General features: G+C 71.5%; 14 protein-coding genes. 8 read left to right on the top strand and 6 right to left on the bottom strand.

Translation table 11 applies throughout. The annotated features are described in order from the left end of the window. Window positions 1–33: 33 nt before the first annotated feature. The 3 genes from ACQPZP_RS18425 to ACQPZP_RS18415 all read left to right on the top strand — a co-directional run bounded on the left by ACQPZP_RS18425 (window position 34) and on the right by ACQPZP_RS18415 (window position 2,939). Complete coding sequence (locus ACQPZP_RS18425; protein ID WP_433478840.1) at window positions 34–1,257, top strand: cytochrome P450; 1,224 nt, start codon at window positions 34–36, stop codon at window positions 1,255–1,257. Between the two features lie 96 nt (window positions 1,258–1,353). Continuing rightward, window positions 1,354–2,268: a hypothetical protein gene (locus tag ACQPZP_RS18420; RefSeq protein WP_433478839.1), complete on the top strand. Its 915-nt coding sequence runs from the start codon at window positions 1,354–1,356 to the stop codon at window positions 2,266–2,268. An 11-nt stretch (window positions 2,269–2,279) separates the two neighbouring features. After that, window positions 2,280–2,939: a hypothetical protein gene (locus ACQPZP_RS18415; protein WP_433478838.1), complete on the top strand. Its 660-nt coding sequence runs from the start codon at window positions 2,280–2,282 to the stop codon at window positions 2,937–2,939. Window positions 2,940–3,652: 713 nt separating this feature from the next. Here the strand turns inward: ACQPZP_RS18415 and ACQPZP_RS18410 are convergent. Together ACQPZP_RS18410 and ACQPZP_RS18405 are read right to left on the bottom strand one after the other, a co-directional pair. Continuing rightward, window positions 3,653–3,889: a hypothetical protein gene (locus ACQPZP_RS18410; protein WP_433478837.1), complete on the bottom strand. Its 237-nt coding sequence runs from the start codon at window positions 3,887–3,889 to the stop codon at window positions 3,653–3,655. A gap of 737 nt (window positions 3,890–4,626) precedes the next feature. After that, window positions 4,627–4,974 (bottom strand): hypothetical protein, encoded by a 348-nt coding sequence (locus ACQPZP_RS18405; RefSeq protein ID WP_433479788.1) that lies wholly within the window; start codon window positions 4,972–4,974, stop codon window positions 4,627–4,629. Here ACQPZP_RS18405 and ACQPZP_RS18400 point away from each other — a divergent pair. Next, the gene (locus ACQPZP_RS18400) at window positions 4,898–5,647 is read left to right on the top strand and encodes an alpha/beta fold hydrolase (protein ID WP_433478836.1); all 750 of its coding nucleotides are present in this window, start codon (window positions 4,898–4,900) and stop codon (window positions 5,645–5,647) included. The two genes, ACQPZP_RS18405 and ACQPZP_RS18400, sit on opposite strands and share 77 nt — an antisense overlap. Before the next feature lie 34 nt (window positions 5,648–5,681). On the opposite strand, the gene ACQPZP_RS18395 is transcribed toward ACQPZP_RS18400, so the two are convergent. Together ACQPZP_RS18395 and ACQPZP_RS18390 are read right to left on the bottom strand one after the other, a co-directional pair. Further along, window positions 5,682–6,272, bottom strand: a complete 591-nt coding sequence (locus ACQPZP_RS18395) for a DUF4291 domain-containing protein (protein ID WP_433478835.1) — start codon at window positions 6,270–6,272, stop codon at window positions 5,682–5,684. Between the two features lie 34 nt (window positions 6,273–6,306). Beyond that, window positions 6,307–7,023: a TetR/AcrR family transcriptional regulator gene (locus ACQPZP_RS18390; RefSeq protein ID WP_433478834.1), complete on the bottom strand. Its 717-nt coding sequence runs from the start codon at window positions 7,021–7,023 to the stop codon at window positions 6,307–6,309. A 174-nt stretch (window positions 7,024–7,197) separates the two neighbouring features. Here ACQPZP_RS18390 and ACQPZP_RS18385 point away from each other — a divergent pair, with 174 nt between their 5' ends. Further along, a complete protein-coding gene (locus ACQPZP_RS18385; protein WP_433478833.1) occupies window positions 7,198–8,094 on the top strand; it encodes a TIGR03620 family F420-dependent LLM class oxidoreductase in 897 nt (298 codons plus the stop codon). A 512-nt stretch (window positions 8,095–8,606) separates the two neighbouring features. Here the strand turns inward: ACQPZP_RS18385 and ACQPZP_RS18380 are convergent. Both ACQPZP_RS18380 and ACQPZP_RS18375 read right to left on the bottom strand, forming a co-directional pair. Continuing rightward, window positions 8,607–9,263, bottom strand: a complete 657-nt coding sequence (locus tag ACQPZP_RS18380; protein WP_433478832.1) for a response regulator — start codon at window positions 9,261–9,263, stop codon at window positions 8,607–8,609. A 9-nt stretch (window positions 9,264–9,272) separates the two neighbouring features. Beyond that, window positions 9,273–10,412 carry a sensor histidine kinase gene (locus ACQPZP_RS18375; RefSeq protein WP_433478831.1) on the bottom strand — a complete coding sequence of 380 codons (1,140 nt, stop codon included), beginning with the start codon at window positions 10,410–10,412 and terminating at the stop codon, window positions 9,273–9,275. A 157-nt stretch (window positions 10,413–10,569) separates the two neighbouring features. Between ACQPZP_RS18375 and ACQPZP_RS18370 the strand changes: the two genes are divergently transcribed. The 3 genes from ACQPZP_RS18370 to ACQPZP_RS18360 are packed head-to-tail and all read left to right on the top strand — an operon-like array spanning window position 10,570 to window position 13,051. Further along, a complete protein-coding gene (locus tag ACQPZP_RS18370) occupies window positions 10,570–11,499 on the top strand; it encodes an ABC transporter ATP-binding protein (RefSeq protein ID WP_433478830.1) in 930 nt (309 codons plus the stop codon). Next, window positions 11,496–12,272 carry an ABC transporter permease subunit gene (locus ACQPZP_RS18365; protein ID WP_433478829.1) on the top strand — a complete coding sequence of 259 codons (777 nt, stop codon included), beginning with the start codon at window positions 11,496–11,498 and terminating at the stop codon, window positions 12,270–12,272. Before ACQPZP_RS18370 ends, ACQPZP_RS18365 begins: the two co-directional genes overlap by 4 nt. Beyond that, window positions 12,272–13,051 carry an ABC transporter permease gene (locus ACQPZP_RS18360; RefSeq protein ID WP_433478828.1) on the top strand — a complete coding sequence of 260 codons (780 nt, stop codon included), beginning with the start codon at window positions 12,272–12,274 and terminating at the stop codon, window positions 13,049–13,051. Before ACQPZP_RS18365 ends, ACQPZP_RS18360 begins: the two co-directional genes overlap by 1 nt. The last annotated feature ends 39 nt before the right edge of the window (window positions 13,052–13,090 follow it).

Below are 13,090 nucleotides of genomic sequence, written 5' to 3'. Positions count from 1 at the left end.
GGGACGACTCCCCAGCGGAAGGCGCTCCCACCCATGCCCTCCACCGTCGAGAGCAGCCTCGTCAGCCTGGACTTCTGGGCGAAACCGCAGGTCGAACGAGACGAACTGTTCGCCTCCCTTAGGGCCGCGCAAGGCCCGGTCTTCTGCCCCGTGCCGGACGAACCCGGGTTCTACGCACTGACCCGCTACGAAGAAGTGGCCGAAGCGAGCCGGAACCCTGAGGTGTTCAGTTCGCAGCCCACCGCCGTCAGCCTGGTCGACCCGCCCCCGCAGGTCGCCGACTACACCGGATCAATGATCAGCATCGACGATCCGCGGCACGCACGGCTTCGCCGGATCGTCTCCCGCTCCTTCACGAAACGCCTGGTCCAGCGGGTGACCGGGGACGTGACGGTGCTGGCACGCCGCATCGTGGACGAGTTGGCCGAGCGCGGCCCGTGCGACTTCGTCCAGCACGTCGCCATGCCGATGCCCCTGCGGATCATCTGTTCCATGATGGGCATCCCCGAATCGGCCTACGCCGGTGTCATCGACGCCACGAACGTCATCCTCGCCATCGGCGACCCCGACTATGTCAGCCCCGATGGCCGGGACCGTCCGGCGGTACTCATCGAGAAGTTCTCCTACCTGCACGCGCTCATGGCCGACCTCGGCCGACTGCGCCGTGAGAAGCCCGCCGATGACCTGGTGACCGCGCTGACCCACGCGAACGTGGACGGCGAAGCCCTCGACGACCTCGATCTCGGCCGCTTCTTCGCCCTCCTCGTGGTGGCCGGCAACGAGACCACGCGCAACGCACTGTCACACGCCCTGGCCTTGCTCACCGACAACCCCGAGCAGAGGGACACCCTCCTGGCGGACATGGATGCACGGCTTCCGGCCGCGGTCGAGGAGATCGTCCGCTACGCGTCCCCGGTGACGTGGATGCGCCGCACTCTGACCCGCGATCACGAACTGAGCGGGCACGTCTACCGTTCCGGCGACCGTGTGATCCTCTACTACAACTCGGCCAACAGGGACGGGGACGTCTTCAAGGATCCGCACGCCTTCGACATCACACGCTCCCCAAACCCGCACGTCGGCTTCGGGGCGCCCGGACCGCATTTCTGCCTCGGCGCCCACCTGGCCCGCCGCGAGATCACGGTGCTGCTGCGGGAGCTCTACACGCGTCTCCCGGCGCTTCACGCGACAGCGCCCCCCGTCCGTCAGCGGACGAGCTTCATCAACGGGATCACGTCCTTGACCTGTGCCTTCTGACCCAGTTATCCACAGAATCTCGTTCTAGTCCGGCCGCGCCGCCGCCTCCTCGAAGCTGGACCCCACAAGCCGGTCCACCGCCCCGAGGAGGCTGCCATGCGCGTCACCATCACGGTCCCCGAACAGACGAGCGCCGTTTTCGTCATCGCGACCGACAAGGAGCCCGGCGACCTTCCGGCGGCGATCCGCCGGCGGCTCCCCGGCCCGTTCGCCGCGGCGGTGTCGGAACGGCTGGGCACTCCCCGCCTCGTCCTGACCTGCCATCCGGCCGCGGGTTCGCCGTGGGATCTCAGCCACGTGGCGGGCGTTGACGAGGACGACGCCGACAGGATCCGGCAAGCGACGAGGCACATCGGCGTCACGTCCGTTCTGCCGGCGGGCGATCTGCCGTCGGGGCCCCATCTCGCCCGCGCCGCGGCCAAGGCGATCGCCGAATCGCTCTGCGGGGTGCCGGTGGACCTCGACACGGGCCGGGTTCTACCCCTCGTCCCGTTCGGACGCTTCGACGAATTCACCCTCGCCGATGACTGGCTCGGCAGCACGCTCCCGCCCTACCGGAACTCCGGCCGCTGCACCGCCGACGAGGACGACATCGACGGCTGCGCCTGCGTCTACCTTGAGACCCGCGGTCTGGGCAGGTTCGGGCTGCCCGAACTGGAGATCAGCGGCGTCGCCTGCCCGCACGACCTGGCCGCGCTCAACGTCCTCCGCACCACCGCGCAGCGGCTGCTCCCCTTGGGCAGGCACCCGGGCGACCACTCCCTGCCCGCGGAGGTGATGCTGACCAGCGCCGATTTCTCCGCCTTCTGGGGCAACAGCGACCCCATGTGGGACGACGGGCCCGTTGCCGTACGACTGACCGAAGCCGCACCCGGTCGCCTGGGCATACACCCGCCCGCGATCTTCCCGGGCACGTTGAACGAGTGGCTCTGGGACGAACTCCCGCCCGTCCTCCATGAACTCCTCGGCTGCGAAGCCGATCACGCCGCCCAAAGCCGCTCGGGTGGCTAACGTCGACCGGCATGGAGAACGAGCAAATGCCGGGAGCCCTGGCGACAGTGCTGGCGGATGTCGCCGCTGAACGTGACGCCCAGGATCGGATGTGGGGCGTACAGGAGTTCCCCGACGGGAGCGAGCCCGAGTTCACCCGGCAAGCGGAAGAGGCGAAACGCGAATGCGCTGCTGCCTGGTCACAAGGTGAGCTGACATGGCACCACATACTCGCCGAGGAGTTCTTCGAGGCGCTGGCCGAGTCCGATCCCGTCCGCCTCCGCAACGAACTGGTACAGACGGCGGCGGTGGCGGTCAAGTGGGTCCAGTCCCTGGATCGGCGCCACGGCGGGACGGTACACCGCACCAAGGACGGTGGAGGGCGCACCGAGAAGCTCGTCCGCGACCGCATTCCCGAGATCATCCGAGAGGAGGGCGGCATTCCGGAAACCCGCATCGCCGACCGTGCAGAACTGGCGGCCCTTCTACGCGCCAAGCTCTACGAGGAGGCCGGCGAGTACGTCGCCACCAGCGACCCGGCCGAACTAGCGGACCTCCTTGAGGTGGTCCACGCCCTTTCTGCCCTGCACGGCATTACCCCCGCCGAACTGGAAGAGCAGCGCTCGACAAAGGCCACCAGGCGAGGGACGTTCTCCAACCGCCTGGTCCTACGCCTCCGCAACCGGACCTGACCCATCCGCAACACCACCCACACGCCCACACGCCAATGCTCACTTGCACGCCCCGCACCCGTGCCCGCTCGCCCGCACAGCTGCACACCCCGCACCCACGCCCGCTCACCCGCTTGCACGGCCGGACGCCCGCACGCCCATGCCCACCTGCACCCCCGCACACCCGCACGCCCACACGCCCACACGCCCACACGCCCACACGCCAATGCTCACCTGCACCCCCCGCACCCGCGCCCGCCCGCATTCACACCCGCACACCTGCACACCCGGCGCCCGCGCACGCTCGCACGCCTGCACGGCCGGACGCCCGCACCCTCGCCCACCTGCACACCCGTTCGCCCACACGCCCACGCTCACCTGCACGCCCCGGACCCGCGCACGCTCGCACGCCTGCACGGCCGGACATCCGCACGCCCGCGGCGGCGGGGCGCGGAGGCGTTCGTACGTTCCTCGCCAAGGCCTGGCCGCTAGGGCCGCCCGCGGATCTGGCCGCGACGGCCCGCCAGCATGCCGATGCTCACCCGCCGGCTCCCGCACCACCACCGACCGCACCGGGTCGGGCAGGCGCGGCCGCGGGTGGTGACGGCCAGTCCATGTGCCGGATGGCGTCTCGCCGGGCTGGTTGACGCAGGCTCGTCAATCCGTCGCCGGGTGAGCTTTTGGGGTGCGGGCTTCGTGACCCCTGTTGTGCTGCTGGGACGGGCTGGGTGGGGTCAGCTCCAAACGCGGCGCAGGGTCCATGTGCCAGGGCCTTGTGCACCGGAGGCGATCACCTCGGCGATCGCGGCGCCGTCCGGGGTCGTCACTTGGAGTCGGTAGTACCTCGCCTGGCCGGGGGCCTGCCATTCCTCCAGCACGCGGCGGACCCGGTAGCAGCCGCGCGGGCCGCTGATCTGGGAGGGGCTGCCCGTCGGCGTCGTCTCCGCGGAGACCGGTTCGTTTATCAGCACAGGAGCGTAATGTAGTGCGAACAAACGTTCGAATCCAGTGGAACACGCCGACCAAGATGGCCACCGGCGCGCCCGGAGCCAGAGAGAGGAACCGCTGCCTTCGGGTCGGAACGTGCGAGGGGCCGGGGGCCAACGGGCCGATGGTGCGGGGGGCCGCAGGGGCCAAGGGCGCGAGCGGCCGTGGGGCTAAGGGAGCGAGAGGGCGTGGGGCCGAGGGGGCGTGGGGCCGAGGGGGCGAGGGGCCGGGGCGTGGGCCGAGAGGGCGTGGGCCGAGAGGGCGTGGGCCGAGAGGGCGTGGGCCGAGAGGGCGTGGGCCGAGAGGGCGTGGGCCGAGAGGGCGTGGGCCGAGAGGGCGTGGGCCGAGAGGGCGTGGGGCCGCGGGGCGAGAGTGAGCGGTTTCGTAGTCATGGAGCGGGAGGCATTGCGTCTCGGCCCCTCAATGGCCCTTGGGCATAGTGGCGACCGGCCTCATCGTCCTCGGCTTCGGGGTGTTCGGGCCGATGAACCGGCTCAGGTCTGGACGCCCTGCGCACCGCACCTCGGGCTGGCCTTCTCCTTGGCGTACGGTCTCGCGCCGAGCAACGCCACCGTCACGGGAACCGCCCCGCCAGGCGGGCCGGCCCATCGGATCCATTGACGGGATCGGACATCGGTACCCGGCTTCCTCTTGTCGCGGGGCTCGTCCTCGGCGACGCCGTCGGTGGTGGTGCGCGTGAACGTGGCCGCGCTGCGCTCATTCAGACACCTCGGCGGCTCCGTTCTGGGTCGATGGCGAGTATGAGCGGGTGTACGCCGGTGACGGTGTCTCCCGACCGGTTGGACGGTTCGTTCGCCGAGTGCTGGGACGGGACGTGGGGCGAGGCGGCGACCCGGCTGGCCGAGTTCGCGGCGGCGGCCTGGCGGACGGCGACCGGGCCGGTCATGGCGCCGGCTACGTGCGCCACCACGACGATCTTCTTCATCACCTTCCCCTGCAGCAGGTGCATGGCGTGGGCCCGGTGGACGGCGGTGTCCGAGGAGGGCAGTAGCGTGTCGGCTGTCGGATTCGGCCAGGGGGCGGCGATCGTGGCGACGTATGTACTCATTCCCGGAGCCGGTGGGCAGAGCTGGTACTGGCATCGGCTCGGGCCGGAGCTGCGGGCGCGAGGGCACGACGTCGTGGCCGTCGACCTTCCGGCCGGCGACGACTCCGCAGGCCTGGCGGAGTATGCGGACACGGTGGTGCAGGCGATCGGCGACCGGACCGGTCTCGTCCTCGTCGCGCAGTCGATGGGCGGCTTCACGGCACCGTTGGTCTGCGAGCGAGTGCGCGTCGACCTGCTCGTCTTGCTCAACGCCATGGTTCCGTTGTCAGGTGAGACTGGCGGCGCCTGGTGGGAGAACACCGGCCAGGCGAAGGCGATGGCCGACCAGGCGGCCCGTGAGGGACGGAATCCCCCCAGGGAGTTCGACGTCGAGGAATTCTTCTTCCACGATGTCCCGGAGGACGTGAAGGCCGAGGCGCTCTCGCAGGGCGAGCCTTCCCAGTCGTCCACGCCATTCGCGGAACCATGGCCGCTGAGCCGGTGGCCCGAGACTCCGACCGTCTTCCTGCAGGGGCGCGACGACCGTTTCTTCCCGCTGGAATTCCAACGCAGGGTCGTGCGAGAACGGCTGGGAATCGCAGTGGAGGACATGCCAGGCGGACATTTGGTCGCGCTGAGCAGGCCGAAGGAACTGGCCGAACGTCTGGAGATCTGTCGCGTTCGATCTCGATGATCAGCGAGCCCGGCAAGGCCCCTGCGGGTTCCGGTCAGTCCGCTCCTATACGGTCGGCCAGAGCGGGAGGGAGCGGGTAGATGTGTTCCTTTGGGAGCAGGGCTCGCGCCTGTGGCGTCCGGCCGGCTTTGAGAAGTCCGTGGATCTTTCGTGCGAGCGCGGTACGGTCCTCTATTCCGAGGATCCAGTCGTCGACATAGCGGTCGACGATGTGGCGGCTGAGGCCGATCTGAATGCTCCGGGCTTCGAGCTTCCGGCCGTGCAGGGAGCGTTCGGGGTCCCATTGGACGTGGACGACCGCGTCCGCGAATCGGCGGCGCCATTCGTCGGAACCGCGGAAGACACGGCGGTCCGGATCCGTCGGGACGGCCAGGCTCAGCGCCTCCTCCCAGCCCGTCCGGCTGATCCGGACCGCGAGGACCGTCTCCTGCCCCGGTCTGCGGGCCCAGTCGCTCCGGGCCATCAGCCACAGGAACGACGGCTTGATCCAGGTCATGCGGTGTCGGGAGAACGGCGGAACGAACGTCCCGTGCTCCGCCGCCGGGCCGCCGATCTCGGGGGCGTACGCCTGGTAGACGGTGATCGAGTCGCGGTCGTGACAGGCGCGGATCTCACGTGTACGCATGATCCGGCCAGCCTGGCGCAGCGCGAGGTGCGGCTCAACCGGGTTTCGGAGCCGCATTCCTGCGGCGGTGCGCCTTCTGGCGGCAGGACGCGCTGCAGAAACGGGCCGGGCGGCCGGTCGGCGCCCCGGTGAGCGGTGTCGCGCAGACCTCGCACCGCCTTTCGTTACGCACCAGGTCCAGCGTTTCGTCTTGTTTCGTTACGACACGCAGGGCGTCGAACGCCAGCGCCGTCATGCGCCCCGGACGGCCGTCCGGGCGACTCTGGCGTTCCATCAGCATCGCGCCGACCATGAGGGCCCGCACGTCCTGGACGTTCACGTCGGACCGGACGGCGCCGGCGGCCTGCGCTCGCCGCAGCAGCGCGTCGAGGGCGGCGGTGAACTGCTCGTCCATGCCGCAGGCGTCGAAGGTGCGCAGGTCGGCCGCCAGGGCGTCGCACAGCGCGTGATTGAACATCGCGCGCTCCACGACCCAGCTGACGAAGCCGTAGAAGGCGTCAGCGGGGTCGTCCGCGCCGACGAGCGCCTGCGCCTCGTTCACGATCCGTTCGATGCGGTCCACGACGACCGCCTGGAAGAGCGCTTCCTTCGTGGCGAAGTTGCGGTAGACGGTCCCGGCTCCGACACCGGCACGGCGGGCGATGTCGTCGAGCGGGACGAGGCGGCCGTCCGCAGCGAACGCCTCGAACGCCGCCTGCAGGATGCGCTCACGGTTCCTGCGCGCGTCCGCGCGGCGCGGCCGGTCGCTCAATCGGGGCCTCCTTCGTCGGGTCGCAGGCCCGCACCCGCGGGCCCGTGACGCGTCCGGTGCCTGCCCGTTCTGGCCGCCGAGCGCCTGTCAGCAGGCCCTCGGCCGGTTGACAAGCGGGGCGGACGTTCCGGTACCGTCCTAAGCGGGCTATCCGTTCCGATTATAGGAGGACCGATGACTGCGGTGGACGCGATGCGGGAACGACTGGGCAGGGTCGGTGTCGGGCTCATGACGCCGATCGCGCCCGCCGATGAATGGCGGAACGCGGCGCGGCGCGTCGAGGAGGCGGGCTACGGGTCGATCTGGGTGAACGAGGCCATCGGGGGCCGGGAGGTGTTCACGCAGCTGAGCGTGATGCTGTCGGCGACGGAACGGATCGTCCTCGGGTCGGCGATCGCGAACCTGTGGGCACGGCACCCCGCCGCCATGCAGGGGGCCGCCTCGGTGCTGGCCGACGCCTATCCGGGGCGGCTGGCGCTCGGCGTGGGCGTCAGCATGGGGACGTTCGTCGAGCAGAGCGGGCAGAAGTGGACGAGCCCCATGAGCCGGATGCGTGAGTACCTCGACGGCATGGACGCGGCCGTCGAAGCCGCGCCGGTGCCCGAAGTGCCGTTCCCCCGGCTGCTGGCCGCGCTCGGCCCGAGGATGCAGGAACTGGCCCGGGATCGGGCGGACGGCGCGCTGCCCGCGGCGATGCCCGTCGAGCACACCAGGAAGGCCAGGGAGCGGCTCGGCGAGGACAAGCTGCTCGTCGTCCTGCAGACCGCCATCCTCGAGACCGACCCGGCGAAGGCACGCGGCATCGCGAGGGGCACCCAGATGTTCGAGCTTCCGGGTTCCCCCTACATCCGCTCGCTCAAGAGCCTCGGATACGAGGACGCCGCGATCGCCGACGGCGGATCCGACGAGGTCATCGACGCCTGCTTCAACTGGGGCGACGAGGCCGCCATCGCCAAGCGCATCCAGGACCATCTGAACGCCGGCGCCGACCACGTCTGCGTCACCGTGTTCACCCCCGACCTCGCATCGGCCGCCGACCAGTTCGAACGCCTCGCCCCGTCCCTGCTCTAGTTCCACCGGCGGGGGCTGGATCTGGGGCCGATGGGCCTGGACCGGGTTCTCCGACCGTCGTCAAGGCCGCCGCCCCGGATGGCCGCCGCGGGCCGCCTCCCGACCGCCGCCGCAGCCGGCCTGGAGCGTCACCCCGCGGTGGCCCGGATCTCCCACTGCAAAGGACGATCTCGAAGCGAAATCGAGATCGGCTGGACGCTGGGCCACGACATCCACGACGGCGACCCCCGGTGACGACGGCGGAGGCTGCGACGGAAAAGGCGTCGGCTCCGGCGTCCCGCGTTGACCTCGACCTGGCGTCGAACGCAAGCCGACTTCAACGCAGACCACCCAGCAGGCGGCGGCACGAAGGCACGGTGCAGCCCAGCACATGCAGCACGCCCAGCCTCGTCCTGTCCTGGACCGAAAGCCGACTCCGACCGCGCACCGGGTTCGAGCTGCCGGTCCAAGGCCGCAGCGGTCCAAGCATCTGCGTGCTGCCGACCGGCTGGGAGGAGGTCAGGCGCCGGAGGTCACTGGGGGCGGACCAGGCCGGACTCGTAGGCGGCTATGACCAGTTGGGCGCGGTCGCGGGCGTGGAGTTTGGCCAGAAGGTGGCCGATGTGGGTCTTGACCGTGGCGGGGCTGAGGTGGAGGTGCTCGGCGAGTTCCGTGTTCGACAGGCCGCGGGCGATGAGAGTGAGGACTTCGCGTTCGCGTTCCGTGAGGCCGGTCAGCCGGGCGGGAGGCGGCTGGACGGGGCCGGGCCGGCGGACGAACTCGGCGATCAGCCGGCGGGTCACCGAGGGGGCCAGCAGCGACTCGCCGGACGCGACGACCCGGATCGCGGACAGCAGGTCGGCGGGCGGGGTGTCCTTCAGCAGGAAGCCGCTCGCCCCGGCCCGCAGGGCCGAGTAGACGTAGGTGTCCAGGTCGAAGGTCGTGAGAATGAGGACCCGGACGTCCGGGAGGTCCGCGCAGATGCGCTGGGTGGCCTCCAGGCCGTCCATCTCCGGCATGCGGACGTCCATGAGGACGACGTCCGGGCGCTCGCGCGCGGCCAGCGACACGGCCTCGGCACCGGTGCCGGCCTCGCCCACGGTGCGGAGGCCGGGCGCGGTGTCGATCAGGACCCGGAAGCTGCCGCGCAGCAGAGCCTGGTCGTCGGCGACGAGGACGGTCAGATCCAACGGGGTTTCCTAGGTCTCGTACGGGAACGCGGCGGACACGGCGAAGCCGCCTTCTGGACGCGGGCCGGCGGCGAAGTCGCCGCCGTACATCATGACGCGTTCCCGCATGCCGATGAGCCCGTGCCCGTCGCCGCCCGGCAGCACGCGGACGCCGGGGCCGTCGTCGGTGACGTCGATGCGCAACCGGAGCCCGTCGGCCTTGACCTGGACGCGGCAGCGGGCGGGGGCGGCGTGCTTGACGACGTTGGTCACCGCCTCCTGGACGATCCGGTAGGCGGAGAGGGCGACGCCTTCGGGCAGTTCCCCCGCCTGGACGTCCAGGTCGACGTGGACGCCGGCCATCGCCGCCCGTTCGGCGAGGCTGGTCAGCTCGCCGAGGCCCGGGGACGGGGTGAGGTCGGCGTCCGCGGCGCCGGTCCGCAGCACGCCGAGGAGGTGGCGCATCTCGGCGAGCGAGCCGCGGCTGGTGGTCTCGATGACGCGGAGGGCGTCCAGGGCCTCCTCGGGGCGAGCCTCCGCGACGTGGACGGCGACACCGGCCTTGACGGCGATGAGGCTCATGCTGTGCGCGACGACGTCGTGCAGTTCGCGCGCGATGCGGAGCCGTTCGTCCGAGACGGCCTGGTCGGCGAGCCGGCGGGCGGCGTGCGCGGCCTCCGCGCGGCGTTCGCGGACGACCCGCCCGAGCGTCCAGGACGCCCCGAGGACGGCGAACCCGAGCAGCAGGCGGCCGGCGGCCTCCGCCTGCCAGTTCGCGGGGCCGACCATGGCGCCACCGAGGATGAGGACGGCGCTGACGACGCCGATCAGCGGGGTGGGCAGCCAGCGGCGGCGGCGCCGGGCGAGCGCGACCGGATAGAGGGCGAACGCGGCGGCGGCGTAGGAGTCCCAGGGCAGGTCGAGCAGCAGTGTGGCGGTCGAGGCGGACAGGGCGGCGGCGAAGACCGGGAGGGGCCACAGCCGCCGCACGGCGAGCGGCAGGCCGGCCGCGGCGGTGAGCGGGAGCGCCGCGAGCCCCGGAGCGCCGGAGTCCGCCGGGATCGTCATCAGCACGAGCGTGTAGAGGATCGCCGCACCGGCGTCCAGGCCGATGAGGCCGCGCCGGCTGAGCCGCTTGAAGAACGGGGAGCGCAGCTCGGATTCGTCCACGTCACGAAGGTAGCGGCACGGTCCCGGGCGGCGCCTCGTACCGGCGGGCGTCAGACCGGGGGCGGAGGCGGGCCGGCGATCTCGGAGCACGGTCGCACCCCACGTTCCCACCCGCGTTCCGATGTGCCCGGACGGCCCGCCCGCGACCGTTGAGCACATGATCGAAGTACGTGAACTGACCAAGCGCTACGGCGGGACCACCGCGGTGGACGGGTTGTCCTTCACCGTGAGGCCGGGGACGGTGACGGGGTTCCTCGGCCCGAACGGGGCCGGCAAGTCGACGACGATGCGCGTCCTGCTGGGGCTCGACCGGGCGACGTCCGGTGCGGCGCTGGTGAACGGAGGCCCGTACACCGCGCTGCGGCGGCCGATGCGGGAGGTGGGGGCGCTGCTGGACGCGGGCGCCGTGCACGGCGGGCGCCGGGCGTTCGACCATCTCGGCTGGCTGGCGCGCAGCAACGGGATCGGGACGCGGCGGGTGACGCAGGTCCTGGAGCAGGTGGGCCTGGCCGGGGTCGCGCGCAAGCGGGTCGCCGGGTTCTCGCTCGGGATGCGGCAGCGGCTCGGGATCGCGGCGGCACTGCTGGGGGACCCGGGCGTGCTGATGTTCGACGAGCCGGTGAACGGCCTCGACCCGGACGGCGTCCGCTGGATCCGCGAGCTGATGCGGGCGCTGGCCGCCGAGGGCCGCACCGTGCTCATCTCCAGCCATCTGATGAGCGAGATGGAGCTGACCGCCGACCGGCTGGTCATCATCGGGCGGGGGCGGCTGATCGCGGACACGTCCGTGCGGGAACTGGCGGACCGCTTCCGCCGCGGGGTCCTGGTCCGCACCCCGCGCCCGGTCGAACTGACGGGTGTGCTCAGCACCGCGGGCGGCACCGTCGAGCCCGCCGGGGGCGGTGCCGCCGAGCCCGCGCACGGCGGCACCCTCACGGTGACCGGGCTGGACGTCGCCGTCATCGGCGACATGGCCGCCGCGAACGGAATCCCGCTCTATGAGGTGACGCCCCACAGCGCCTCGCTTGAGGAGGCGTACATGGAGCTGACCGCGGACAGCGCCGAGTTCGGGGCGGTCGCATCGTGATCGACGCGTTCGCCTCGGAGTGGTACAAGATCCGCACCGTCCGCTCGACCATGACCATCATCGGGACGGTCGCGGCGTTCATGCTGCTGTGCGTCCTGTGGTCCTGGTATGTGGCCGGATACTGGGACGGCCTGTCGGCCGCGCGCAGGGCGACGGCGAAGGCGGCCCCGGCGGAGCAGCCGCTCGCCGTGTCACTGCCGGTGTGCGCGGTGGTGCTGGGGGCGTTGACGCTGACGTCCGAGTACTCGTGCGGGATGAACCGGACGAGCCTCGCAGCGATGCCGCGCCGGCTCACGCTGTTCACCGCCAAGGCGACCGTGACTGCGGCCACGATGCTCGCCGCGGCCCTGGTGTCCCTGGCGGTCGGCTCCGCGGCGGGCAAGGCGATCGTGGGCGAGCGTCCGGTGCCCGCGTTCCAGGGGGCCGCGGCCGACGTCGCCGCCCACCTCCTGTGGCTGGGCCTGACGACGGCGGCGATCACGCTCGTCACGTTCGGGCTGGGCGCCGTGCTGCGGTCCACGGCCGGGACGATCACGGTCGGCATGGCGGTGCTGATCGTGCTGCCCGGCCTCGCGCAGTTGCTGCCGGCCCCCTGGGACGACCGGATCTGGTCGGCGATGCCCGGCAACCTGTCCAACCAGATCGCGGGGGCGCCGGGATCGTCCACCGACCACGGCGTCCTGTCGCCGGCTCTCGCGGTCGCGCTCCTGGTGGGCTACGTGGCCGTGGTGCTTGCGGTCGGCGCGGTCTCGTTCGCGCGGCGGGACGCCTGATGGTCGACGCGGTCGCCGCCGAGTGGCGCAAACTCCGATCGGTCCGCTCGACCTACGTGGTGCTGTCGGTGACGGCGGCGTTCACCGGGATCGTCCTGCTCCTGGCCGTCCAGATGGCGCACATCTGGGACGGTCTGTCCGCCGAACGCCGCGCCGACCTCCTGCTGCGTCCGCTGCAGGAGCTCGGCGGGTGGGTGGCGTCGCTGTGCATGGCCGTCCTCGGCGTGCTGTTCATCACCTCCGAGTACCGGACGGGCATGATCCGCACCACCTTCGCCGCGTTCCCGAGGCGGGGGAGGCTGCTCGCGGCCAAGGCGGCCGTGATCGGGACGGTCGCGCTGGTGGCCGGCCAGGCGGTGACAGTCGGCTCGTTCCTCGGGACCCGGCTGGTCATCGGGGACCGGCCGTTCCCGGACCAGCAGGGGTCCATCGCGCACGAACTGCCGAGTTTCGTCATGGCGGGCGCGACCGTGCCGGTGTTCGCCCTGCTAGGCCTGTCCTTCGGTGTGCTGCTGCGCTCCGCCGCCGGATCGATCGTGTCGGTGGTCTTCCTGTGGCATGTGCTGCCGCTGCTCGTCTACCACCTGCCGCACCCGTGGAACGAGCGCATCGGGTCGGTCCTGCCCGGCGGGTTGGCCACCCAGATGGCCGGGCTCGGCGCGGACAACTCCATCTACGGGGATCTGCTGTCCCCCGGCGCGGCGGCGGCCGTCATGCTGGCCTACGCGATCGTCCCGCTCGGTCTCGCCGCATCCGTCCTCGTCCGGCGCGACGCGTGAGGCTCCCGGGAACACGGGCGGCGGCGACCCGCGCGGGGC

Source organism: Spirillospora sp. CA-142024 (assembly GCF_050942325.1).
Lineage (GTDB): Bacteria > Actinomycetota > Actinomycetes > Streptosporangiales > Streptosporangiaceae > Spirillospora.
The sequence above is the reverse complement of the archived record's forward strand: the minus strand, read 5'-3'. Positions and strand labels throughout refer to the sequence as shown.